This is a genomic window from Streptomyces sp. BRA346, from assembly GCF_052851135.1.
On the sequence record NZ_JAIWIH010000010.1, the window covers coordinates 98,627 to 120,757 of the forward strand.

The 22,131-nt window shown below is 73.1% G+C and carries 16 protein-coding genes; 8 read left to right on the forward strand and 8 right to left on the reverse strand.

Going from position 1 to position 22,131, the window contains the following annotated elements; all coding sequences use genetic code 11:
- Window positions 1-21: 21 nt before the first annotated feature.
- Window positions 22-696 (reverse strand): M15 family metallopeptidase, encoded by a 675-nt coding sequence (locus tag LCH29_RS15485; RefSeq protein ID WP_446462312.1) that lies wholly within the window; start codon window positions 694-696, stop codon window positions 22-24.
- A gap of 143 nt (window positions 697-839) precedes the next feature.
- Between LCH29_RS15485 and LCH29_RS15490 the strand changes: the two genes are divergently transcribed.
- The 5 genes from LCH29_RS15490 to LCH29_RS15510 all read left to right on the forward strand — a co-directional run bounded on the left by LCH29_RS15490 (window position 840) and on the right by LCH29_RS15510 (window position 7,879).
- A complete protein-coding gene (locus LCH29_RS15490; protein ID WP_446462313.1) occupies window positions 840-1,784 on the forward strand; it encodes an alpha/beta hydrolase in 945 nt (314 codons plus the stop codon).
- Complete coding sequence (locus LCH29_RS15495; protein ID WP_446462314.1) at window positions 1,777-2,967, forward strand: acyltransferase family protein; 1,191 nt, start codon at window positions 1,777-1,779, stop codon at window positions 2,965-2,967. Before LCH29_RS15490 ends, LCH29_RS15495 begins: the two co-directional genes overlap by 8 nt.
- A 10-nt stretch (window positions 2,968-2,977) precedes the next feature.
- Entirely contained in the window at window positions 2,978-4,363 is a 1,386-nt protein-coding gene (locus tag LCH29_RS15500) for a histidine kinase (protein WP_446462315.1), read from the forward strand.
- Window positions 4,360-5,037, forward strand: coding sequence for a response regulator (locus LCH29_RS15505; RefSeq protein WP_446462316.1), 678 nt, complete (start codon window positions 4,360-4,362; stop codon window positions 5,035-5,037). The genes LCH29_RS15500 and LCH29_RS15505 overlap by 4 nt, the downstream gene beginning before the upstream one ends.
- Before the next feature lie 121 nt (window positions 5,038-5,158).
- On the forward strand, window positions 5,159-7,879 hold the full coding sequence (locus tag LCH29_RS15510; RefSeq protein WP_446462317.1) for a glycosyl hydrolase family 65 protein: 2,721 nt from the start codon (window positions 5,159-5,161) through the stop codon (window positions 7,877-7,879).
- Window positions 7,880-7,974: 95 nt separating this feature from the next.
- On the opposite strand, the gene LCH29_RS15515 is transcribed toward LCH29_RS15510, so the two are convergent.
- Complete coding sequence (locus tag LCH29_RS15515) at window positions 7,975-9,084, reverse strand: helix-turn-helix domain-containing protein (protein ID WP_446462318.1); 1,110 nt, start codon at window positions 9,082-9,084, stop codon at window positions 7,975-7,977.
- 99 nt (window positions 9,085-9,183) lie between these two features.
- Window positions 9,184-9,951 carry a type I methionyl aminopeptidase gene (map, locus tag LCH29_RS15520; protein WP_446462319.1) on the reverse strand — a complete coding sequence of 256 codons (768 nt, stop codon included), beginning with the start codon at window positions 9,949-9,951 and terminating at the stop codon, window positions 9,184-9,186.
- Between the two features lie 55 nt (window positions 9,952-10,006).
- On the opposite strand from map, the gene LCH29_RS15525 reads away from it, so the two are divergent.
- Together LCH29_RS15525 and LCH29_RS15530 are read left to right on the forward strand one after the other, a co-directional pair.
- On the forward strand, window positions 10,007-10,288 hold the full coding sequence (locus LCH29_RS15525; RefSeq protein WP_446462320.1) for a helix-turn-helix domain-containing protein: 282 nt from the start codon (window positions 10,007-10,009) through the stop codon (window positions 10,286-10,288).
- Between the two features lie 199 nt (window positions 10,289-10,487).
- A complete protein-coding gene (locus tag LCH29_RS15530; protein ID WP_446462354.1) occupies window positions 10,488-14,351 on the forward strand; it encodes an ABC transporter ATP-binding protein in 3,864 nt (1,287 codons plus the stop codon).
- 108 nt (window positions 14,352-14,459) lie between these two features.
- Here the strand turns inward: LCH29_RS15530 and LCH29_RS15535 are convergent, their stop codons facing one another.
- A complete protein-coding gene (locus LCH29_RS15535) occupies window positions 14,460-14,903 on the reverse strand; it encodes a hypothetical protein (RefSeq protein WP_039941875.1) in 444 nt (147 codons plus the stop codon).
- Between the two features lie 180 nt (window positions 14,904-15,083).
- Between LCH29_RS15535 and LCH29_RS15540 the strand changes: the two genes are divergently transcribed.
- Window positions 15,084-16,490, forward strand: a complete 1,407-nt coding sequence (locus LCH29_RS15540) for a S28 family serine protease (RefSeq protein ID WP_446462321.1) — start codon at window positions 15,084-15,086, stop codon at window positions 16,488-16,490.
- 446 nt (window positions 16,491-16,936) lie between these two features.
- Here the strand turns inward: LCH29_RS15540 and LCH29_RS15545 are convergent, their stop codons facing one another.
- From LCH29_RS15545 to LCH29_RS15560, 4 genes are all read right to left on the reverse strand, one after another.
- On the reverse strand, window positions 16,937-18,625 hold the full coding sequence (locus LCH29_RS15545; protein WP_446462322.1) for a glycoside hydrolase family 3 protein: 1,689 nt from the start codon (window positions 18,623-18,625) through the stop codon (window positions 16,937-16,939).
- A gap of 31 nt (window positions 18,626-18,656) precedes the next feature.
- Window positions 18,657-18,779 carry a hypothetical protein gene (locus LCH29_RS15550; RefSeq protein WP_446462323.1) on the reverse strand — a complete coding sequence of 41 codons (123 nt, stop codon included), beginning with the start codon at window positions 18,777-18,779 and terminating at the stop codon, window positions 18,657-18,659.
- An 832-nt stretch (window positions 18,780-19,611) separates the two neighbouring features.
- Window positions 19,612-20,409: a sugar phosphate isomerase/epimerase family protein gene (locus LCH29_RS15555; protein WP_446462324.1), complete on the reverse strand. Its 798-nt coding sequence runs from the start codon at window positions 20,407-20,409 to the stop codon at window positions 19,612-19,614.
- 96 nt (window positions 20,410-20,505) lie between these two features.
- Window positions 20,506-21,651 carry a methyltransferase gene (locus LCH29_RS15560; protein ID WP_446462355.1) on the reverse strand — a complete coding sequence of 382 codons (1,146 nt, stop codon included), beginning with the start codon at window positions 21,649-21,651 and terminating at the stop codon, window positions 20,506-20,508.
- Window positions 21,652-22,131: the final 480 nt, after the last annotated feature.

Here is a 22,131-nt window from a genome sequence, read left to right on the forward strand (position 1 = left end):
GAGTCCGGGCTGCCGTACCGGTCAGGGCGTCTCCTTGAGCGACTCGGCGAGGTCCCGCGGGCCGTACAGCGCCGCCGGGGCGCCGGTGTGGAGGGCCCAGTAGCGGTCCCCGTACGACCAGTGCCACCACTCGGTCGGGTAGTTCACCAGTCCGGCCGAGGTCAGCGCCGCGCCCAGGGCATCCCGGCGGGCGCGGGCCTCGGCGGGGATGTTCGCCGCCTCCGTGTAGCAGGCGCGTGCGCTCTCCTCCGGGGTCGCGTCCCAGGGCGTGCCCAGGTCCAGCTCGCGCCCGTCCGCGTCGGCGAGGGTGAGGTCGACGGCGGCACCGGCGCTGTGCGGGGCGAGTTCGGGCGGTGACACGTAGCGGCTCGCCGCCGCCCGGATCTCCGCTTCGGACCAGGCGGGGTGCGCGGCGCGCAGCCGGGCGGAGTACCGCTCGAAGTAGTGCCGCTGGAGCTCCGGCGGCCGGTAGCCCTCGATGAACAGCAGCCGCAGCCCCGGCGGCAGCGCCGACTGCGCCGCCAGCAGCCGCTCCAGCAGACCCTGCCGCAGGTAGGCGTAGGCCCCGGCGGGGTCCGCCGCCCGGCCGTCGACCAGCAGCCGCGGGGGGTGGCGTACGTCCGTCAGCGGCTCCCCGCACTCGCTGACCGGCACGGCCGCGACCCTCGGGTCGGACATCAAGGTGATTTCAGCCATGGGCTGATCGTCGCAGGCCCCCCACGTCGTACCCGTAGTACCTGAGGGCTACGTGGCGAGTGCACCCCGTGGAGTGACGCCAACTACCCAGCCTGCTCCCTACCTTCCCCTATGTACGACATCCGGCACGGAAGGGGACAGGGATGGCATCTCGTGTGCGCGGCCGCCTGCGCCGCACTCTGCTCGGCATGCTCGTCGCCGCCTCGGTGGCCGTGCCGGTGGCGGGAGCCGCGCGGCCCGCGGCGGTGCCGGCGCCCGCGCCGTCGGCGCTCCCTCCGCTGACCGCCGCGACGCCCGCCGACCTCGACGCGCGGTACGCGGCCCGCCGCGCGGACATACGGGCCGCCGAGCGGATGGCCGCCGGGCACGGGGACCGGCGGCGGGCCGCCGCGCTGCGGGGCATGGCGGCCCGGTCCCGGCACTTCCTCTCCTTCGACGGGCGGGACGGGGGCCGTTCCGCCGAGGTCTTCGGGGATCTGTCGCGCGCCGCGCGGGTCGCCGTCCTGGTGCCGGGATCGGACACCAGCCTGGAGCGGTACGGGCGCCTGCGCGCCGGGGCCGTCGCCCTGAGGCACCAGTTGGGGCGGCAGGGCGCCGTCGTCGCCTGGCTCGGGTACGAGACGCCGGGCACCGTGAGCCCCGAGGTGCTGACGGCGGGGCGGGCCGACCGGGCGGCGCCCCGGCTCGCCTCCTTCACCAGGGAGTTGAGCACCGCTGCGCCCCGCGCCCGGATATCGCTGCTCTGCCACTCCTACGGCTCGCTGGTCTGCGCCCGGGCCGCGTCCGGGCTGGCGGTCGCGGACATCGTCCTGTTCGGCAGCCCCGGCGCCGGTGCCGACAGCGTCGGCCAGTTGCACACCCGGGCCGCCGTCTGGGCGGGCCGGGGCGCGCACGACTGGATAGCCGACGTTCCGCATGTGCGGATTCCGCTGCTGGTCACCACCGTCGGGCTGGGGGCCGATCCCGTGGCGAAGGGGTTCGGCGCCCGGAGCTTCGACGCGGGCGACGGCGGCCACAGCGACTACCTCAAGCCCGGTTCCGTAAGCCTGCGGAGCCTGGCCCGGATCGTGGGGGACGGGCATGCGTGAGCTGATCCGGCGCATCGACGCCGCCACAGCGCCCGAGCGCGACCGCGCCGTGGACGCGCTGCGCGCGTTCGCCATCCTCGGCGTGGTGCTCGGCCACTGGCTGGTGACCGCCCTCGTCGCCGACAGCGGCACGGTGCGGGCCGCCAGTCCGCTGCTGTACCAGCCCCATCTCGCCCCGCTCACCTGGGCGTTGCAGACCCTCGCGGTCTTCTTCCTGGTGGGAGGGCAGATGAGCGCGCGCAGTCATGCCTCCGCCCGCGCCCGGGGCGTGCCGTACCGGCAGTGGCTGGGCGCCCGGATGACCCGGCTGTTCCGGCCGGTCGCCGCGGTGCTGGTGGTGTGGACCCTGGCGGCGGGGGCGATGCTGGCCTCCGGGGTGGGCCTGACGACCCTGCACACCCTGCTCAAACTGGTGCTGTCACCGCTGTGGTTCCTGCTGGTCATCGCGGCGCTCACGGCGGCGACCCCGCTGGTGGCCCGGCTGCATCCGCTGTGGCCGCTCGCCGTGGTCCTCCACGTCGACCTGTTCCGGTTCGGCTTCGGCGGGCCCGCCTGGGTCGGCTGGATCAATCTGGCGGCGGGCTGGCTGGTCCCGTACTGCCTGGGCGCGGCATGGGCGCGCGGCGGGCTGCGGGGGCGCACGACCGGCTGGGTGCTCCTGATCGGGGGAGGGGTGGTCACGGCCGGTCTCGTCCTGTTCGGCGGCTATCCGGCGGCCATGGTCGGGGTGCCCGGCGCCGCGATATCCAACCTCAACCCGCCGACCCTGGCCGCCGTCACCTTCGGCCTGGCCCAGTGCGGGGCGGCGCTGCTGCTGCTCGGTCCGCTGCGGCGGGTGCTGGCGCGGCCCGCGGTCTGGGCGGTGGTGGCGCTGGTGAACCTCTCCGCGATGACGGTCTTCCTGTGGCACCAGACCGCGATGATGGCGGTCACCTCGACGGTGCTGCGGCTGAGCGGCCCGCTGCCCGGTCTGCACACCGTGCCCGACGGGCCGGGCTGGCTGGCCGCCCGGCTGGCCTGGCTGCCGGTGTTCGCGGTGGCGCTGCTGGTGTGCCGCGCGGCGTTCGGGGCGTACGAGCACGGCAAGCCGCGCACGGACGGCCGGGTGGTGCGCGAGGGCCGCCCGGGCGGGGTGACGGGGGAGGCGGCGCGGAAGGGAGCGGGAGCGATGCGGCGTGGATAGGGTCACGTCCATGAGGGGGCGGGGGCGGGTGGTGAAGGTGACGCGGGGGCTGCGGGCGGTTCCGGGCATCCTGCGCGAGGACCTGTGGACGACGGCGGCCGATCCGCTGCCGCGCCGAAGCGGGCCGAGCTGGCTGGATTGGCTGCCCGCGCTGGCGTTGCCGGTGGTGCTGGGCGCGGTGGTGCTGTTCATCGCGTGCGCCGACAAGTACGGGGAGCTCTACGGGTTCGGCCAGGGCCTCGGCGTCCTGCTCGCGGCGGTCCAGTCCGTGGCGCTCGCAGGGGCGCTGTTCCGGCCGGTCCCGGCGTGGTGGGCGATCACGGCCGTGACGGTGGTGATCGCGTGGTTCAGGTCCGGGGCCGTCCCCGAGGCCACGTTCCCCTGGTCCGGCGAGGGGCTGATGGTGCAGGCGCTGGTGCTGTTTTTGCTGGCCCTGCGCACCCGCCCCCGGATCGCGGCCGAGGTGCTGGCGATCAGCCTGCTGGTGGGCCTGGTCTGCCGGGCCTTCACCGCCCCGGCGCCCGTCCCCGACTCCGACCCCGGCGTGGTCATCGCGGTCCTGGTGACCGCCGTGGTGGTCGGTACCGCGCTGCGCGGCCGCCGGGTGGCCCGGGCGCGGCTGGTCGAGCAGGAGGAGATCACCGCCGAGGAGCGCGCCCGCCGCACCCTGCTGGAGGAGCGCAATCGCATAGCCCGGGAGCTGCACGACGTGGTCGCGCACCACATGTCGGTGATCTCCATCCAGGCGCAGGTCGCCCCGCATCTGGCCGAGAACCCGTCCGACGAGCTGAAGGAGAACCTGGCGGGGATCCGCCGCAGCGCGGTCGAGGCGCTGACCGAGCTGCGCCGGGTGCTGGGCGTGCTGCGCTCCGAGGACGCTCTCGCCGATGGCGTACGGCATGCCCCGCAGCCCACCCTCGACCGGCTGGACGAGCTGGTGGACACGGTGCGCAGCACCGGGATTCCGGTGGCCGTCGAGATAGCCGGTGAGCGCCGGTCGCTGCCGCCGGGCCTTGAGCTGTCGGCGTTCCGCATCGTGCAGGAGGCGTTGAGCAATGTGATGCGGCACGCGCCGGGGGCCGAGGTGCGGGTGGAGATCGGCTACCACCCGGACGGGCTCACCGTCTGGGTCGTGAACACCGCCCCGGACCGCCCTGCCCTGCCCTCGCCGGGCGCCGGGCACGGGCTGCTCGGGATGCGCGAGCGCACCGCGATGCTCGGGGGCGAGCTGGCCACCGGCCCGACACCGGACGGCGGTTACGAGGTGGCCGCCGTACTGCCCCAGCGCGAGCCCGACCTTCCTCACGCCACGAGCCCCGCAGCGAGCCCCGCCGCGAGCCCCGCTACGAGTTCCCCCGCCACGAGGCCGACCGAGACCGCCGAGGACACCGCATGACGACGAGCATCCGCGTTCTGATCGCCGACGATCAGAGCATGGTCCGCCAGGGCTTCACGGTGCTGCTGAACGCCGAACCCGGTATCGAGGTCGTCGGCCAGGCCGTGGACGGTGAGGACGCCGTCGCCCAGGTCGCCGAACTCGCCCCCGATGTCGTCCTGATGGACATCCGCATGCCCGGCCTCGGCGGCATCGAGGCCACCCGCCGGCTCACCGAACCCGACGGCGCCACCGTCAAGGTGCTCGTCCTCACCACCTTCGACCTCGACGAGTATGTGTACGAGGCGCTGCGCGCGGGCGCGTCCGGGTTTCTGCTGAAGGACGCGTCGGCCGAGGAACTGACCCATGCGGTAAGGGTGGTGGCGGCCGGGGACGCGTTGCTCGCGCCGAACATCACCAAGCGTCTGATCGCGGAGTTCTCCCGGGCGACCGCCGCCGCCCCGCGCGCTCCCCTCAAGGACCGCGTCGGCGATCTGACGGAGCGCGAGACCGAGGTGCTGGCCCTGATCGCGCAGGGTTTGTCGAACGCGGAGATCGCCACCCGGCTGGTGGTGGCGGAGCAGACCGTGAAGACCCATGTCGGCCGGATCCTGCTCAAGCTGGGCCTGCGCGACCGCACTCAGGCCGCGGTCTTCGCGTTCGAGTCGGGGCTGGTGCGCCCTACCGCCCTCTGATGTGGTTCATGCATATGAATTGATGTTCAGGTATTGAAGACATGGCCGTATCCATTGACCTCCTGTGTTCACCTCTTTATCGTCACTGCGACCGTCACCCGGCGAACCACGACGGAGAACAATGACGTACTCCACCTCCCGGCTGCCGCGCGCCGCCCGGCTGATCGCCCCGCTCCTCGTCTGCGGGCTGATCGCCGCCGTGCCCCCGGCGTCCGCCGCTCCCGAATCCGACTCCTCAGCGGCGGCCCGTGCCGGCGCCGGGGGATGTGCGCGTGGGCCGTCCGACGGCTGGGCGCAGACCTCCGACCGCATCGATCCCAAGGACAGCTACCACGCGTACGTGGGCAACGGGTATCTCGGGCAGCGCGTGCCGCCGAACGGCACCGGCTACTCGGGCGGCGGCGACAAGACCGGATGGCCGCTGTTCACGCCCCGCTACGACGGAGCGTTCGTCTCCGGCCTGTACGGGCACAACAAGAAGACCACCGAGAACCGGCAGGTCGCCGCCGCCATCCCCAACTGGTCCACGCTGAACGTGGCCACCGGGGGCAAGGGCGCGGAGACCTTCGGCTCGGGGACGTCCGCCGGGCACATCTCGCACTACCGGCAGACCGTCTTCCTGCGCTGCGGCTTCGTCCGTACGTCCCTCACCTGGACGGCGTCCGACGGCCGCGCCACCGACCTCACCTATGACGTGCTCGCCGACCGCAACGACGCGCACGTGGGTGCCGTACGGCTGCGCATGACCCCGCACTGGAGCGGCGACGCCACCGTCACCGACCGCATCGACGGGCGCGGCGCGCGGCGCATGACGCAGACCGGCGGCGGCGCCCATGGCGACCGTACGGTCGATGTGGCGTTCCGTACGGACGGCACCAAGACCGACGGCTCCGTCGCGTCCACCCTGCGGCCCGGCCGTAACGTACAGAACGCGAACGCGGAACGGGCCGACCAGGACGGTGAGTTGAGCGCCCGGCAGGCCGTCCGCTTCCCGGTGCGGCAGGGCCACGCCTATGAGTTCACCAAGTACGTCGGCGTCGACACCGCGCTGACCTCCCACGCCCCGCGCGCCGACGCCGTCGCCGCCTCCCGCCGGGCCGCCGACCGCGGCTGGCCCGCGCTGTTCACCGAGCACACCGCCGCGTGGCGCAAGCTCTGGCGCTCCGACATCGAGATCGGCGGCCGCAGGCAGCGCGACCTCCAGGGCTGGGTGCGCTCCGCGCAGTACGGGCTGCTGTCCGCCACCCGGGCCGGTTCCCGCAACAGCATCTCCCCGACCGGGCTGACCAGCGACAACTACGGTGGCCTGATCTTCTGGGACGCCGAGACCTGGATGTACCCGGGGCTGCTGGCGAGCCACCCCGAACTGGCCAAGTCCGTAATCGAGTACCGCTACAAGACCCGCGCCGGTGCCCGGACGAACGCGCGCAAGCTCGGCTACCCCGGCCTCTTCTACCCCTGGACCAGCGCGAGCAAGGGCGGGCTGTGGACCGAATGCCACAGCTGGGACCCGCCGCACTGCCGCACCCAGAACCACCTCCAGAGCGACATCGCCCTCGCGGCCTGGCAGTACTTCCAGGCCACCGGCGACGCCACCTGGCTGCGTGAGCGCGGCTGGCCGGTGCTCAAGGGCATCGCCGAGTTCTGGGCCGGGCGCGTGACCCACAACGACGACGGCAGCTACTCCATCAAGAACGTCGCGGGCCCCGACGAGTACAGCAACGGTGTGGACGACGCGGTGTTCACCAACGCCGGAGCCGCCACCGCCCTGCGCCACGCCGCCCGCGCCGCCCGCGTCCTCGGCGAGAAGCCCCCCGCCGCCTGGACCCGGATCGCGGACAAGCTGCGCATCCCGTACGACAAGAAGAAGCAGGTCTTCCAGCAGTACGACGGCTACAAGGGCTCGCTGATCAAGCAGGCGGACACCGTGCTGCTCATGTATCCGCTGGAGTGGCCGATGTCCGGGCAGTCCGCCGCCAAGACGCTCGACTACTACGCGGCGCGCACCGACCCCGACGGCCCGGCCATGACCGACTCGGTGCACGCGATCGACGCCGCGTCCATCGGGGAGCCCGGCTGCTCCTCGTACACGTACCTGATGCGCTCCATCAAGCCGTTCGTGCGCGGCCCGTTCGACCAGTTCTCGGAGGCGCGCGGCGAGAAGGCGGGCGCCAACGACCCGCTGGCCGGGTCACCCGCCCAGGACTTCCTCACCGGCAAGGGCGGCTTCCTCCAGGTCTTCACCCACGGCCTGACCGGGATGCGGATGCGCGAGGACGCCGTGCGGTTCGACCCCATGCTGCCGCCGCAGCTCCGCGACGGCGTCACCCTGCGGGGGCTGCGCTGGCAGGGCCGTACGTACGACGTGGCGATCGGCCCGCACGAGACGACGGTGCGGCTGACCTCCGGGGCGCCGTTCGACATCGAGACCCCGCAGGGCGGGAAGCAGGTCGTGAGCGAGGGCGCCCCCGCCGTCCTCAAGACCCGCCGCCCGGACCTCACGCCGACCACCAACCTGGCCCGCTGCCAGAAGGCGACGGCGAGTTCGCAGGAGCCGGGCATGGAGCCGGGCGCCGCCCTCGACGGCAACGCGGCCACCGCCTGGGTCCCGAACGCGGCCCGGGGCACGCTCACCGCCGACCTCGGCCGGACCGTACGGATCGGCGAGGTCACCCCGCAGTGGACCAGCACCCGCCCCGCCTCGCACCGCACTCAGGTCTCGCTCGACGGGCGGCACTGGCGCGACGGGACCACGGGCCCGGCCCGCTACGTCCGCGTCACGCTGCGCTCGGCGGACGACAAGAAGCGCGCGGGCATCGAGGAGCTGAAGGTGACCAAGTGACCGGGTGACCCCCGGTACAGGACGTGCGGTGCACGGAGCATCAAGAACCGTGCACCGCACGCCAATGACATCCGGCGGCTGCCAGTCCATGCTGATCAGCGAAGGTGAGCAGGGCTTCGACGGGGGGAGTCCTGCTCACCTTCACCCGTGCGGTCCGATTCACCCGTGCGGTCCGGCAGCTGCGACGCCTCCGACAACTGCGATTGCCGCACCTGCTGCGACAGCGCCGTCCGGCGGAAGTCCCGGGGCGGTATCCCATAGGCGCCGCGGAACGCCCGGCTGAAGTCGGCCGCGTGGCTGAAGCCCCAGCGCGCGGCGATGGCGTGGATGGGCAGGCCGCTCTGCGCGGGGTCGGCCAGGTCGCGGCAGCAGCGCTCCAGGCGCTGGGCGCGGATCCAGGCGGCGACCGTGTGCCCCTGCCGCTCGAAGAGCCGGTGGAGGTAGCGCACCGAGATGTGGTGGGCCGCGGCGATCGAGGCCGGGGTCAGGCCGGGGGTGTGCAGGTTCCGTTGCGCGAAGTCCTGGATCCGCAGGACGAGGGCGCGCCGCTGGCTCTCGGGGGCCGTATGCGCAGCCCCGGCCCCGCCCCTCGCCTCCGCGTCGCCGTCCAGCTCGTGCGCGAGCAGCGCGGTGAGCAGATCGACCACCACGGTGCCCAGGCGCGGGGCGTCAGCCGCACGGTACGCGGTGTGCTCGGCGCTCATGCGGATGAGGACGTCGGCGAGGAGGGCGCCGATACCCGTCCGTCCCGACAGCCGCCGCCCGAGCAGCCGATCGAGGTCGGCCGCCGGGAACGGCAGCAGGGACGGCGGGACGGCGACCGTCATCGTGTCCGTTCTGCCGCGCCCGATGACGGCCTCGTAGGGCCGGGACGTGCAGGAGAGCATGAACTGCCGGGCGCCCAGCGTCGTGGTCGCGCCCGCGTGCCGGACGTCCGTCTCCCCGCTCAGATGCAGCTGGAGGTGGTACAGCTCCGGATCCGACCGGCGGATGTGGGCCGGTGTCCGGTGGTTCCACAGGGAGGGGACGGAAGTGCCGGACACCATGACCTGCCCCAGGTGGATGCCCCACATCGTCGCCCGGAAGTCGCCCTCATGGGTGCTGCGCAGCTCCATGGGGATCGTCGTCCGGTCGCACAGGGCACGCCAGGCCGCGAACCGTTCCGAGGGCGGGATGTCGTCGATCTGGACCACCATCTCGATCATCACCCTTCTGATGTGCGGTTGTTGTGCGGTGATCGCCTGGTGTGACCCTAATCGGTGCCCATAAGTTTTTGATGAACGGTGTGGTCGAGCAACTCGGCCTCAGGGCGCGGTGAGCACCCGTGGTCCGTCGTTCGTGATCGCCACGGTGTGTTCGTTGTGCGTCGCCCGGGTGCCGTCCACCGTACGGAGCGTCCAGCCGTCGTCGTCCGTCAGATACGCGTCCTTGCCGCCCGCCATGAACATCGGCTCGATGGCCAGCACCAGCCCGTGCCGGAGCCGGTAACCGCGCCCCGGCCGCCCCTCGTTGGGCACCGGCGGATCCTCGTGCATCTGCCGTCCCACGCCATGGCCGCCGAAGTCCTCGGGGATGCCGTACCCGGCCGCCCGCCCCACCGTTCCGATGGCGTGCGCGATGTCGCCGATCCGGCCGCCGACGACGGCCGCCGCGATGGCGGCTTCCAGGGCCTTCCGGCCGGTCTCGACCAGCCGCGCGTCCTCGGGGCGGGCGGTGCCGACGATGAAGCTGGTCGCGCAGTCGCTGGCCCAGCCGTCGAGGACCGCGCCGCAGTCGATGGACACCACATCGCCGTCGCGCAGCCGGTACCCGTTCGGGATGCCGTGCACGATCGCGTCGTTGACCGAGGCGCAGATGGCCGCGGGGAAGGCGGTCGGGGCGAAGCCCGGCCGGTAGCCGAGGAAGGGGGACGTGGCCCCGGCCCGGCGCAGGACCTCCCGGGCCACCTCGTCCAGTTCGCGCAGGCTCACGCCGACGGCGGCGGCCTCGCGCGTCGCCGTGAGGATGCCCGCGGCGACCCGGCCCGCCTCCCGCATGGCGTCCAGCGACGCGTCCGTCTTGATTTCCACCACAGTGCTGCCCTCCCGAGGGTGACCCAATTCTTATACCGGTATTAGTATCACGGTCATGGTGCGCACTCCTCTCACTCCGTCGGAACGCGAACGCGGCCGCTTCCTCGGTGTCCTGCTGCGGCAGGCCCGGGGCGAGCGCAGCATGGCGGACGTCGCCGCCGGGGCCGGGATCTCGGCGGAGACCCTCCGCAAGATCGAGACCGGCCGGGCTCCCACCCCTGCCTTCTTCACCATCGCCGCCCTGGCCGCCACCCTGGGCCTGCGGCTGGACGACATCGCCGCGCGCTGCGCCGCGGTCGCCGTCCCGGAGGAGGTGCCGCGCGACGAAGCGGCATAACAGCCCCGCCCGCCGTCCGTTTGTTGCGGAAGGATGAAATCCGCACACGTGTGTGTTGGGTCTTCCGGCAGCAATGGACACCGGGAGGTCATGAGTGGCGGGCGGCAAAGGCGACACCACCGATAACGGTGGCAACGCCGACAACGGTGACAATGCGGACGCACGGCAGGGCTGGGCACGGCGACTGATCCGCCACTCCATGCGGTACCGCCGCAATGTGCTGCTCGCGCTCGGGGCCTCGCTCGCCGGGATGGGCGTCATGGCGCTGGTCCCGCTCGTCACCAAGCTGATCATCGACGAGGTGATCGTCCGGCACGACCGGGCGCTCGCGCCCTGGGCCGTCCTGCTGATCGTCGCGGCCCTCGTCGTCTACGCCCTCACCTACGTCCGCCGCTTCTACGGCGGGCGGCTCGCGCTCGACGTCCAGCACGATCTGCGGACCGCGATGTACGCGTCCCTGGTCCGCCTCGACGGCAGGCGCCAGGACGAGCTGTCCACCGGCCAGATCGTCGGCCGCGCCACCAGCGACCTCCAGCTGATCCAGAGCCTGCTCTTCATGGTGCCGATGATGATCGGCAACGTCCTGCTCTTCCTGGTCTCCCTCGTCGTGATGGCGGTGCTCTCCCCGCTGCTCACCGTCGTCGCGCTCGCCGTCGCGCCCGCCCTGTGGGTCCTCGCCTCGCGCAGCCGCGTCCGGCTCTTCCCCGCCACCTGGTACGCCCAGGGCCAGGCCGCAGCCGTCGCCGGGGTCGTGGACGGGGCCGTCACCGGCGTCCGCGTGGTCAAGGGCTTCGGCCAGGAGAGGCAGGAGACGGGCAAGCTCCGCGAGGTCGGCCGCCGCCTCTTCGCCGCCCGGCTGCGCACGGTCCGCCTCAACGCCCGCTACACCCCGGCCCTCCAGGCCGTCCCCGCCCTCGGCCAGGTCGCGATGCTGGCCCTCGGCGGCTGGATGGCCACCCGCGGGCAGATCACCCTCGGCACGTTCGTCGCCTTCTCGACCTATCTCGCGCAGCTCGTCGGCCCGGTGCGGATGCTCACCATGATGCTGACCGTGGGCCAGCAGGCGCGGGCCGGTGTCGAGCGGGTCTACGAACTCATCGACACCGAACCGGTCATCCAGGAGCGCCCGGACGCGCGCGAACTGCCCGCGGAGGCGCCCGCGACGGTCGAATTCGATCACGTCACCTTCGGCTACGACCCCGACCGGCCGGTGCTCTCCGATGTGTCGCTGCGCATCGAACCGGGCGAGACGGTCGCCGTGGTCGGCGCCTCCGGCAGCGGCAAGTCCACCCTGTCCATGCTGCTGCCCCGCTTCTACGACGTGACGGACGGCGCGGTGCGGATCGGCGGCCACGACGTGCGCGAGCTGACGTACGACTCGCTGCGCGCCGCCATCGGGCTCGTCCCCGAGGACAGCTTCCTCTTCTCCGACACCGTGCGCGCCAACCTCGCCTACGGGCTGCCGGACGCCGACGACGAGCAGATCCGGGCCGCCGCCCGCGCCGCCCAGGCCGACGGCTTCATCTCCGCCCTCCCGGACGGCTACGACACCGAGGTCGGCGAGCAGGGCCTCACCCTCTCCGGCGGCCAGCGCCAGCGCATGGCGCTGGCCCGCGCGATCCTCACCGACCCGCGGCTGCTCGTCCTCGACGACGCCACCTCGGCGGTGGACGCGCGCGTCGAGCACGAGATCCACGGGGCGCTGCGGGGCGTCATGGCGGGCCGTACGACCCTCCTCGTCGCGCACCGCCTGTCCACCCTCGCGCTCGCCGACCGCATCGCCGTCCTGGACGGCGGCCGCCTGGTGGACCTCGGCACGGACGAGGAACTGCGGGGGCGCTGCGAGCTGTACCGCCGTCTGCTGACCGACCCGGACGAGCTGAGCGGCATCACCCGGGACCCGGCCGGCCGCCTCGCCGGGCGCCCACGCGGCGGCGACGACCCCGAGCACGCCAACGCTTCCGGTTTCGCCGGGGCGTTCGGCGGCGAGGCGGCCGCCACGGGGCTGGCCGAGCCGTGCCTCGACGGGGAACCGTCCGCGAACGGCAAGGGGGCGGCGACGGCGCAGGTGCGCGGCGGCGACGACCCCGCGCACGCCGCGCCCCGCACCACGGGCGGGGTGACCCCGGAGCTCTGGGCGCGGCGCGACGGGGACGGCGACACGGCGGCCCCCGAGGCGCGAACCGCCACCGCACCACCCGCCCCCGGGATGGCCGGGGCGCTGGCCGGGATGCCCGCCACGCCCGAGCTGCTGGCCAAGGTCGAGGCCCTGCCGCCCGCCACCGACACACCCGAGGTGGACGAGGAGCGGGCCGCGCGGCCCGAAGGGAGTTACGGACTACGGCAGTTGCTGCGCGGATTCGGGGCGCCGCTGCTGTTCTGCCTGCTGCTGGTCGCGGTCGACGCGGTGTCCGGGCTGCTGCTGCCGGTGCTCATCCGGCACGGCATCGACCAGGGCGTCCAGCGCCTCGCGCTGGGCGCGGTGTGGGCGGCGTCCGGGCTGGCGCTGGTGGTCGTCCTCGCGCAGTGGGCCGCGCAGTTCGGGGAGACGCGGCTGACCGGGCGCACGGGCGAGCGCATGCTGTACGCCCTGCGGGTCAAGATCTTCGCGCAGTTGCAGCGGCTCGGACTCGACTACTACGAGCGCGAGCTGACCGGCAAGATCATGACGCGGATGACCACCGATGTGGACGCGCTGTCGACGTTCCTCCAGACCGGTCTGGTCACCGCCGTCGTCAGCCTGCTGACCTTCTTCGGCATCCTGGTCGCGCTGCTGGTGATCGACGTCCAGCTGGCGCTGGTGGTGTTCGCCACCCTGCCGCCGCTGATCGTCGGCACGTTCGTCTTCCGCCGCAAGAGCGTCAAGGCGTACGAACTCGCCCGTGAGCGCGTGGGCACCGTCAACGCCGACCTCCAGGAGAGCGTGGCGGGGCTGCGCATCGTGCAGGCGTTCCGGCGCGAGGGCGTCGGCCGGGAGCGGTTCGCGGGGCGCAGCGACGCGTACCGGCAGGCGCGGGTGCGCGGCCAGTGGCTGATCTCGGTGTACTTCCCGTTCGTCCAGCTGCTGTCGTCCACGGCCGCCGCGCTGGTGCTGATCGTCGGCTCCGGGCGGGTGAGCGACGGGACGCTGACGGCGGGGGCGCTGGTCGCCTATCTGCTCTACATCGACCTGTTCTTCGCGCCCGTCCAGCAGCTGTCCCAGGTGTTCGACGGCTATCAGCAGGCCACGGTGTCGCTGGGCCGCATCCAGGAGCTGCTGCGGGAGCCGACCACCACCCCGGCGCCGGAGAACCCGCGCGCGGTGCGGACGGTGCGCGGCGACGTGGCCTTCGACGATGTGCACTTCCGTTACGGGGACGGCGAGGAGGCCCTGTCGGGCATCGACCTCACGATCCCGGCCGGGCAGACGGTGGCGTTCGTGGGGGAGACGGGCGCGGGCAAGTCCACGCTCGTCAAGCTGGTCGCCCGCTTCTACGACCCCACCGGCGGCGCCGTACGGGTCGACGGCACGGATCTGCGCGAGCTGGACCTCACCGCGTACCGCAACCGGCTGGGCGTCGTCCCGCAGGAGCCGTATCTCTTCCCCGGGACCGTGCGCGACGCCATCGCCTACGGGCGGCCCGACGCGAGCGACGCCGACGTGGAGGCGGCCGCACGGGCGGTCGGCGCCCACGCCATGGTGGCCTCGCTCGACGGCGGCTATCTGCACGCGGTCTCCGAGCGCGGGCGCAATCTGTCGGCCGGGCAGCGCCAGCTGATCGCGCTCGCGCGCGCCGAGCTGGTCGACCCGGACATCCTGCTGCTCGACGAGGCCACGGCCGCGCTCGACCTGGCCACCGAGGGCCTGGTCAACCAGGCCACGGACCGGCTGGCGGGCCGACGCACCACGCTGGTCGTCGCGCACCGGCTGACCACCGCGGCCCGCGCGGACCGGGTGGTGGTCCTGGACCACGGGCGGGTCGTCGAGGACGGTACGCACGAGGAGCTGGTGGCGCGGCCGGACGGCCGGTATGCCGAGCTGTGGCGCACCTTCACGGGAGAGACGGCCCCGGTGGGGGCGTAACGACCCCCCGCCGTCGGGGCGGGTGCGGCCGCCTCATGAGTGCGCCGCCCGGCCGTGACTATACGGCCGGTAACTCTCGGCGTTCACCGCTCATCACGCACGGTGACGTCACGGTTCCATGCCGCTCGCCCTCGCGATGCCCTCCACCTCGCGCCGGTCCGCCTCCCGCTGCTCCGCCTCGGCCGCCACGCGCTGCTTGTGGCGGTGCAGGAAGTCGGGGTCCTGGGCCCGGTCCTGGGGCACCAGCACCTTCATCCCCTTGGCGTGCGGGCTGTCGCCGAGGTCGACGACCACCCGCTCGTCCTGGGAGGTGAGCAGGCCGAACAACACCAGCAACTCGGCCTGGAGTGCGGGGGTGAACAGCTCTTTCTCCTCGGGCCCCATGCCGAGTTCGTACGTCCCCCCGCGGACGGCCGGTGAGGTGCTCAGCTCGCGCAGCAGCCGCATGAGCAGCTCAAGCGAGCGCGGATCGATTCGTTCCTGCAATTCGGTCAGATACTGCGTCAGCCGCTCGGCCCGTTCGCTCCGGTCGTGCCGTTCGTCTCGGTCCATGTCGCCAGGATGCGCCATCACAGCCCGCTACGAAAGGGGGTGACGGTAACAACTCTCCGTATTCGGCGGCTGGTTGGCGTGATCGGAACCCTCTAGCCACTCCGTCTGTGCCCCGATAGGTTCTCGGCGACCTGTGCGATTGATGTGCGTCCAGGGGATGTGCACCCAACGGGAGGGCGAATGGGCAAGGCGCTCAGATGGCTGTTGTCGCTCGTGATAATCGTGGGGGCGGTCGGCGCCGGTGCGGGCAGCGCACCGGCGGCAGCGGCCACCCCCGCGAGCGAGCCGGACATCAAGGAACGCGTCCTGGCGATACCCGGGATGAGCTTCGTCGAGGAGCAGCCGTACGACGGCTACCGCTTCCTCGTCTTCACCTATCAGCAGCCGGTCGACCACCGGCATCCGTCCAAGAGCACCTTCAAGCAGCGGTTCACCCTGCTGCACAAGGCCACCGACCGGCCGACGGTGTTCTTCACCTCCGGCTACAACGTCAACACCACGCCGCGCCGCAGTGAGCCCACGCAGATCGTGGACGGCAACCAGGTGTCCATGGAGTATCGGTTCTTCACACCGTCGCGGCCCCAGCCCGCCGACTGGTCGAAGCTCGACATCTGGCAGGCCGCCAGCGACCAGCACCGGCTGTACCGGGCGCTGCACCGCGTCTACGGCAAGAAGTGGCTCGCCACCGGCGGCAGCAAGGGCGGCATGACCGCCACGTACTACCGCCGCTTCTACCCGAAGGACATGGCCGGCACCATCGCCTACGTCGCCCCCAACGACGTGGTCAACGCCGAGGATTCGGCCTACGACCGCTTCTTCGCGGGCGTCGGCACCGCCGAATGCCGCACCAAGCTGAACGCGGTCCAGCGCGAGGCGCTCGTGCGGCGCGACGAGATCGTGGCGCGGTACCAGAAGTGGGCCGACGAGGAGAAGCAGACGTTCACGGTCGTCGGCAGCGCCGACAAGGCGTACGAGAACGTCGTCCTCGACCTGGTGTGGGCCTTCTGGCAGTACCACCTGCTGAAGGACTGCGCGGACGTCCCCGCCACCACGGCCTCCACCGATGACCTCTACACGTTCATCGACGACATCTCCGGCTTCTCCGCCTACACCGACCAGGGCCTGGAGACGTACACCCCGTACTACTACCAGGCGGGCACCGAACTCGGCGCCCCCACCTTCAAGACCCCGCACCTGGACGGTCTGCTGCGCTACCCGGGCATCTACAACCCGCGCAACTACGTCCCGCGCGACATCCCGATGCGCTTCAAGCCGGGTGCCATGCGGGACGTGGACCGCTGGGTCCGCCACGACGCGAACCGGATGCTGTTCGTCTACGGCGAGAACGACCCGTGGGGCGCCGAGCCGTTCCGCCTGGGCAAGGGCGCGCGCGACTCCTACGTCTACACGGCCCCCGGCGGCAACCACGGCTCCAACATCGCCCAGCTGACGGCGCCCGAAAAGGCGAAGGCGACGGCCGCGGTCCAGAAATGGGCAGGCGTCCCCGCCTCGTCCAAGCCCCTGGCCCCCCGCGACGCCGAGCTGGACCGCCGTGAGGTGGAGCGCGATCCGGCGCTCCGACCGTAAGCCCAGCCCCGGGCCCCGGGCTCGCCCTGAGCCTGGGCCCGTGCCGGGGCCAGCTGCCGTGTGGCCCCGGCCCGGCGCCCGGGGGCCCTGGCATCGGGCTCCTGGCCTCGGTCTCTGGCCTTGGCCCGGACCTGTGTTGGCCCGGGCCAGGGTCCGTGTCGGGGTCCGCGGCTGTGCCGCCCCGGCCCGCCCGGGCCCGGCGCCTCTGGCTGGGCCGGTGTCGGGGCCCGTGGCCGTAACACCCTGGCCCGTGAGCCCGGCCTGCGCCGCCCGCCCCGGCCTGCGGCCGGGGCGGGCGGTGGACCGTTCTCACCTCGCTGCCGGGATCCGCGCGGTCTTGCGGGCTGCTTCAGCCGCCGGGTCGCGGCGCAGGCTGCGGGGGGGTCCGGGGTTCCCCCGGTTTCGGGAAGGGGCGGGGTGGGGGATTGCCGCCCCGCCCACCCGCCTCAGTACGAGAGCCCGTGCCCGATCGGGTACAGCACACGGGACGGGGCGTCCGCGCGGCGCACCGCCACCGGCAGGTGTCCGCGCGGGTCCCGCTTCCCGGCGATGACCCGGGCGGCGGCGCGGACCTCGACGTCCGTCCAGCCGTAGGTGGCCAGCGACGCGCCGGGGTCGTTGCCCAACTGGGCGATGTCGTACGGGTCCTTGATCGCGACGTGGACCACCGGCAGCCCGGTGGCGGACAGTTCCGAGACCAGCCTCCGCTGGCCGGACCCGGCGTCGACGTCGCGGGTCAGCACGATCACCGCGTCCCGTTCGCGCGCCGCCGCGACCGCCTCGTCGATCCGTCCCGGGGACGGGTCGGGCGCGCTGCCGGTGCCGGTGGACAGGGCCTTCGCCGTGAAGCCGAGCGCGTCGAGGGCGCGGGCCAGGACGGCCGTCGGCGGGCCGCCGGTGCCGGTCGGGGCGGCAGGGTCCACGCCGACCACGAGCAGCTCGCGGTGGCGGCGGCGGGACAGCGGCAGCAGCCCGCCGCGGTTGGTGATCAGCGTGGTGGTGCGGTCCGCGATGCGCGCGGCGGTGGCGGCGTGCTCGCGGGTGCCCACCGTACGGTCCACCGCGCGGCGGCTGGTGTACGGCTCGTCCAGCAGCCCCCGGCGCGCCTTGAGTTCCAGGATGCGCAGCACCGACGCGTCGAGCCGGTCCTCGCCGATCTCGCCCTTCCGTACCGCCGTGCGCACGCTGTTCCAGGCGGCGGGCAGATCGGGCGGGGTCAGCAGCTGGTCCACGCCCGCCTTCAGCGCGAGCACCGGCACCCGGTCGTCGCCGTACTTCTCGCGCACGCCCTGCATGCCGAGCGAGTCGGTGATCACGACGCCGTCGTAGCCGAGTTCCTCGCGCAGGACGCCGGTGATGATGGGGCGGGAGAGCGTGGCCGGGTCGTCGGCCGGGTCGAGCGCGGGGAACAGCAGGTGCGCCGTCATGACAGAGTCGATCCCGGCGGCGATCGCGGCCCGGAACGGCGGCGCGTCCAGCCGCTCCCACTCCCTGCGGGAGTGGGTGATGGTCGGCAGCCCGACATGGCTGTCCACGGAGGTGTCGCCGTGCCCGGGGAAGTGCTTGGCGGTGGCCGCGACCCCGGCGCCCTGGTACCCCTCGACCTGGGCCGCGACCAGCCGGGCGACCGCCTTGGGGGAGGCACCGAAGGAGCGGATGCCGATCACCGGGTTGGCCGGGTCGACGTTGACGTCCGCGTCCGGCGCGTAGTCCTGCCGGATGCCGAGCGCGGCCAGCTCCGCCCCGGCGATCCGGGCGGCCGCCCGGACGTCCGGCACGTGGCCGCCCGCACCGAGGGCCATCGCCCCCGGGAGCAGCGTGGCGGGCGCCCCGATCCGGGCCACCATGCCGTGCTCCTGGTCGGTGGAGAGGAGCAGCGGCACGCCCGCGGGGCCGTCGAGGGCGGCCTTCTGGATGCCGTTGGAGAGGGCGGCGATCTGCCGCGGATCGCGGATGTTGTGCGCCCACTCGGTGTACATGATCCCGCCGAGGTGGTACTTGGCCACCAGCTCGGCGGCGCTGCCCACGCCGTACTTCTTGCGGTTGGCCGCGGCGTCGCCGGGGTCGGGCGCGGTGGCGGAGTGCCCGTACACCGACAGGACGAAGAGCTGGCCGATCTTCTGGTCCAGCGTCATACGGCCGAGCAGGGCCGAGGCGCGGTCCCGGTCACTGCTCCGGCTGGGGGCGGGGCGGCGCGTCGCCGCGGACGCCGAGGGTGCGGCGGATGTGGACGTTGAAGAGGCCGCGGACGCGGACGTCGCGGGCGAGCTGAATGTCCGCGGGCTGCATGCGCTGGCGACGGCAGCGGTCGCCGCGGCGAGCAAGGTGCGGCGCGAGGTCGGCTTGTGCACCCGCACTCCTTCCATGAGCTTTGGAGGGGGCGACTGGCGTTCATATGACACGCTGGTGTGCCGGGTGGGGCCCGGTCAATGGGAACCGGAGATTCGGTTCAACTTCGTTCAGTAGCAGACGATTTCGTTCGTCAAGAGGCGGCGAAGCGTGGCCTGGCGGGCAGCCGGATACCGCCGTGCGGAGACTCCCCAACAGCACGGCGACGGGACGCCCCGCCGAGCGGTCCGGGTCCGCGCCCGGGCCGGGCAGAATGGGGTGGGAGATCGGCTCGCAAGGATCGATCCGTTAGGGGAGGGGGAGCGATTCTTTCCGCGCTCGCGAACATAGCGCTGGGGCTGGTGACCAGCCTTCTGGGCGGTGGGTTCGTCTGGTTGTGGGAGCGCGGCAAGCGCACCCGGGCCCTGAACAGGAAGGCGGGCTTCTTCGGTGTCAGGCCCGGCGAGACCTGCCTCGTCGTGCTGCCGAACAAGTACAACGCGCCCCGCGCCGTGCACCACCGGGAGGAGATGTCCATGGGCCCCCTCACCTCGCCTCGATCGTACGATCCGCGCGGGGCGTACCGGGAGCGTTCTGGCGCAGTGTCCCGGACCCGTCCCTCGAACCGGAGTACGCCTGAAAGGTGCCCCGGAGGCCTTTGCGAACGGGGGTTCGGGGGGTTCCGGTTCAGGCGGGGGGACGTCGGCCGCGATGCCCAGGCCCGCCGCCGCCTCCCGCTGCGCTGGCCGAGGCGGCCCTGCCGGTGGGCGGGGTGGCGCTCGCCTCCTCCGGCTCAGGCCGCGTCGGCGAGCAGCCGCAGCAGGTGGTCCCGGCCCGGGGCCAGCAGCGGCGGGAGTTCCTGGGCCTGCGGGTACCACCGCTTCTCGTACTCCCAGCACAGCCAGCCGTCCCAGCCCTCACGGCTGAGCAGCTCCACGCACTCGGTCAGCGGCAGCACGCCCGCGCCCAGCGCCAGCGGAGTGGTGTCCTCCGCGGAGGCGATGTCCTTGACCTGGACGTAGCCCAGGTGCGGCGAGAGCGCCGCGTAGCTGGTGGCGGGGTCCTCGCCGCCCAGCCAGGAGTGCATCACGTCCCAGATCGCGCCGACGCTGCCGTGCCCGACCGGCCCGAGGACGCGGGCCGCGTCGGCGCCGGTGCGGTGCGAGTCGTGGGTCTCCAGCAGCAGCCGTACGCCCAGCTCCGTGGCGTACGGCGCGGCGTCGCCCAGGCGGGCGGCGGCCGAGGCGTCGGCCTCGGCGCGGTCCCGGTCGCCGCCGCCCGGGAACACGCGGACGTTGGCCGCGCCCAGGTCGTGGGCGAGCGTGAGGAGTTCCCGCAGCCCCGTCAGCACGGGCTCGTCGGGGCCCTCCGCCGCGACCCGTACGTACCCGGCGACGGTCAGGATGTCCACTCCGGCGTCCCGGAACTCCCCGGCCACCCGCGCGCGTTCGTCCGCCCCGATCCCGGGGTGCACCGGCTCCTCGGGGTGCGCGCGCAGCTCGACACCGTGGTACCCGCTCCCGGCGGCGAGTCGGGCGACGTCGGTCATGGGCATACCGGGGACGCCGAGGGTCGAGAAGGCGAGCTTCATGGGGGGCTCCATGGGTCGTGGGGGCTCGGCAGGGGCGAGGTCAATCCTGCCGTGCCGGAAACCGGTAACCCAGGACCGGCGACCCCAAACCATTCCTCACCCCGCTGCCAGCCGCCACAGTGACGTGACCTCCGCCGCCCGGGCCGCGTGCAGCGGGTCGGTGGGGTCGGCGGCGCGGGGGTGGGCGGGGCGGGTGTCCAGCCGGTCGACGACGCGCAGCCCCGCGGCCTCGAACGCGCCCAGCAACTCCTCACGGGTCCGCAGCCCCAGGTGCTCGGCGAGGTCGGAGAGGATGAGCCAGCCCTCGCCGCCGGGAGTGAGGGCGTCCGCGAGCCCGTTCAGGAAGCCGTGCAGCATGCGGCTTCCGGGGTCGTATACGGCGTACTCGACCGGCGAGCTGGGGCGGGCCGGGACCCAGGGCGGGTTGCAGACCACCAGCGGGGCGCGGCCCGGCGGGAAGAGGTCCGCGCGGACCACCTCCACCCGTTCGGCGAGCCCCAGCCGCGCCACGTTCTCCCGCGCGCAGGCCAGCGCCCGCTCGTCCTGGTCCGTGGCCACCACGCGCTCGATGCCGCGCCGCGCCAGCACGGCGGCCAGCACGCCCGACCCGGTGCCGATGTCGAAGGCGGCCGTGCGGGAGGCGGGCAGCGGGGCTTCGGCCACCAGGTCGACGTATTCGCCGCGCACCGGCGAGAAGACCCCGTAGTACGGATGGACACGGTCGCCGCCGAGCGCCGGGATCTCGACGCCCTTCTCGCGCCACTCGTGCGCGCCGATCAGGCCGAGTAACTCCCGCAGCGAGATCACCGAGGGGCCGTGCGCCGCGCCGTACACCTGCGCGCACGCCTCCCGCACGTCGGGCGCTCGGCGCAGCGGTACGGCGAGGTCGGCGTCCAGCGGTACGAGCAGCATGCCCAGCAGCCGGGCCCGCCGCCCCTGCTCCTGCCGGTGCCGGTGGAACGCCTCGGCCGCGCTCTCCGCCGGTCCGCGCCGCCCCCGGGGCCGCCGCGGCCCCCGGTCGACCCGCCGCGCCAGCGCGGCGAGCAGCTGCCGGGCGCCCTGGTAGTCCCCGCGCCACAGCAGCGCGGTGCCCTCGCAGACGAGACGGTAAGCGGCGTCGGCCGTCATCCGGTCGTCCGCGACCACAACCCGTCGCGGCGGCGGCGCGCCGCTCTCGGAACGCCACTGGGCGGTCCGGGGCCCGCCGTCCTCGGTCCACTCGATGAGGTGCTGCGTACTCAGGGGAGACACCCTTGCTCTCGTGCCGTGCGCACCTGCGGTGCGTATGGGGTGATCCTTGCGGTACGGACCGCCTGACGCGAGCGGTTTTCGAGAACGTGGCGCCGCTCGTGCCCCAGGTTGTCGGCCGATTGAGGGGGCAAAACCCGTTTCCTCGCACCCTTTTCGGGGAATGATCTCTGCACGCTGGCAGGGGGTTTTCAGCGACATGGGGGGCATAAATGAGCGGTACGTCATCACGGTCGCATCAGAACGGCCACAAGGTAAAGCAGCTCGCACTCAAGCCGGTCCCGCCTCTCCCACAGGGACCGCCGCCCGAGCGCGACCGCGGTCGTTTCAGCGATGAATGCACCGACCGCCACCTCGCCTCGATGATGGCCAAGGTCAAGAGCGGGGAGATCATCGCGACTCCCGGCAGCAGGGCGGACGGCGAAGACCGTGACATTCATGAGGAGGAATGGCGGGCACACGACCGGCACGGGC

Excerpts from the sequence above, each read along its gene's own strand:
- LCH29_RS15485 (WP_446462312.1), bottom strand. The coding sequence starts at position 696 with ATGGCTGAAATCACCTTGATGTCCGACCCGAGGGTCGCGGCCGTGCCG.
- LCH29_RS15490 (WP_446462313.1), top strand. The coding sequence starts at position 840 with ATGGCATCTCGTGTGCGCGGCCGCCTGCGCCGCACTCTGCTCGGCATG.
- LCH29_RS15495 (WP_446462314.1), top strand. The coding sequence starts at position 1,777 with ATGCGTGAGCTGATCCGGCGCATCGACGCCGCCACAGCGCCCGAGCGC.
- LCH29_RS15500 (WP_446462315.1), top strand. The coding sequence starts at position 2,978 with ATGAGGGGGCGGGGGCGGGTGGTGAAGGTGACGCGGGGGCTGCGGGCG.
- LCH29_RS15505 (WP_446462316.1), top strand. The coding sequence starts at position 4,360 with ATGACGACGAGCATCCGCGTTCTGATCGCCGACGATCAGAGCATGGTC.
- LCH29_RS15510 (WP_446462317.1), top strand. The coding sequence starts at position 5,159 with ATGACGTACTCCACCTCCCGGCTGCCGCGCGCCGCCCGGCTGATCGCC.
- LCH29_RS15515 (WP_446462318.1), bottom strand. The coding sequence starts at position 9,084 with ATGATCGAGATGGTGGTCCAGATCGACGACATCCCGCCCTCGGAACGG.
- LCH29_RS15525 (WP_446462320.1), top strand. The coding sequence starts at position 10,007 with ATGGTGCGCACTCCTCTCACTCCGTCGGAACGCGAACGCGGCCGCTTC.
- LCH29_RS15530 (WP_446462354.1), top strand. The coding sequence starts at position 10,488 with ATGCGGTACCGCCGCAATGTGCTGCTCGCGCTCGGGGCCTCGCTCGCC.
- LCH29_RS15535 (WP_039941875.1), bottom strand. The coding sequence starts at position 14,903 with ATGGACCGAGACGAACGGCACGACCGGAGCGAACGGGCCGAGCGGCTG.
- LCH29_RS15540 (WP_446462321.1), top strand. The coding sequence starts at position 15,084 with ATGGGCAAGGCGCTCAGATGGCTGTTGTCGCTCGTGATAATCGTGGGG.
- LCH29_RS15545 (WP_446462322.1), bottom strand. The coding sequence starts at position 18,625 with ATGACGCTGGACCAGAAGATCGGCCAGCTCTTCGTCCTGTCGGTGTAC.
- LCH29_RS15550 (WP_446462323.1), bottom strand. The coding sequence starts at position 18,779 with ATGCAGCCCGCGGACATTCAGCTCGCCCGCGACGTCCGCGTCCGCGGC.
- LCH29_RS15555 (WP_446462324.1), bottom strand. The coding sequence starts at position 20,409 with ATGAAGCTCGCCTTCTCGACCCTCGGCGTCCCCGGTATGCCCATGACC.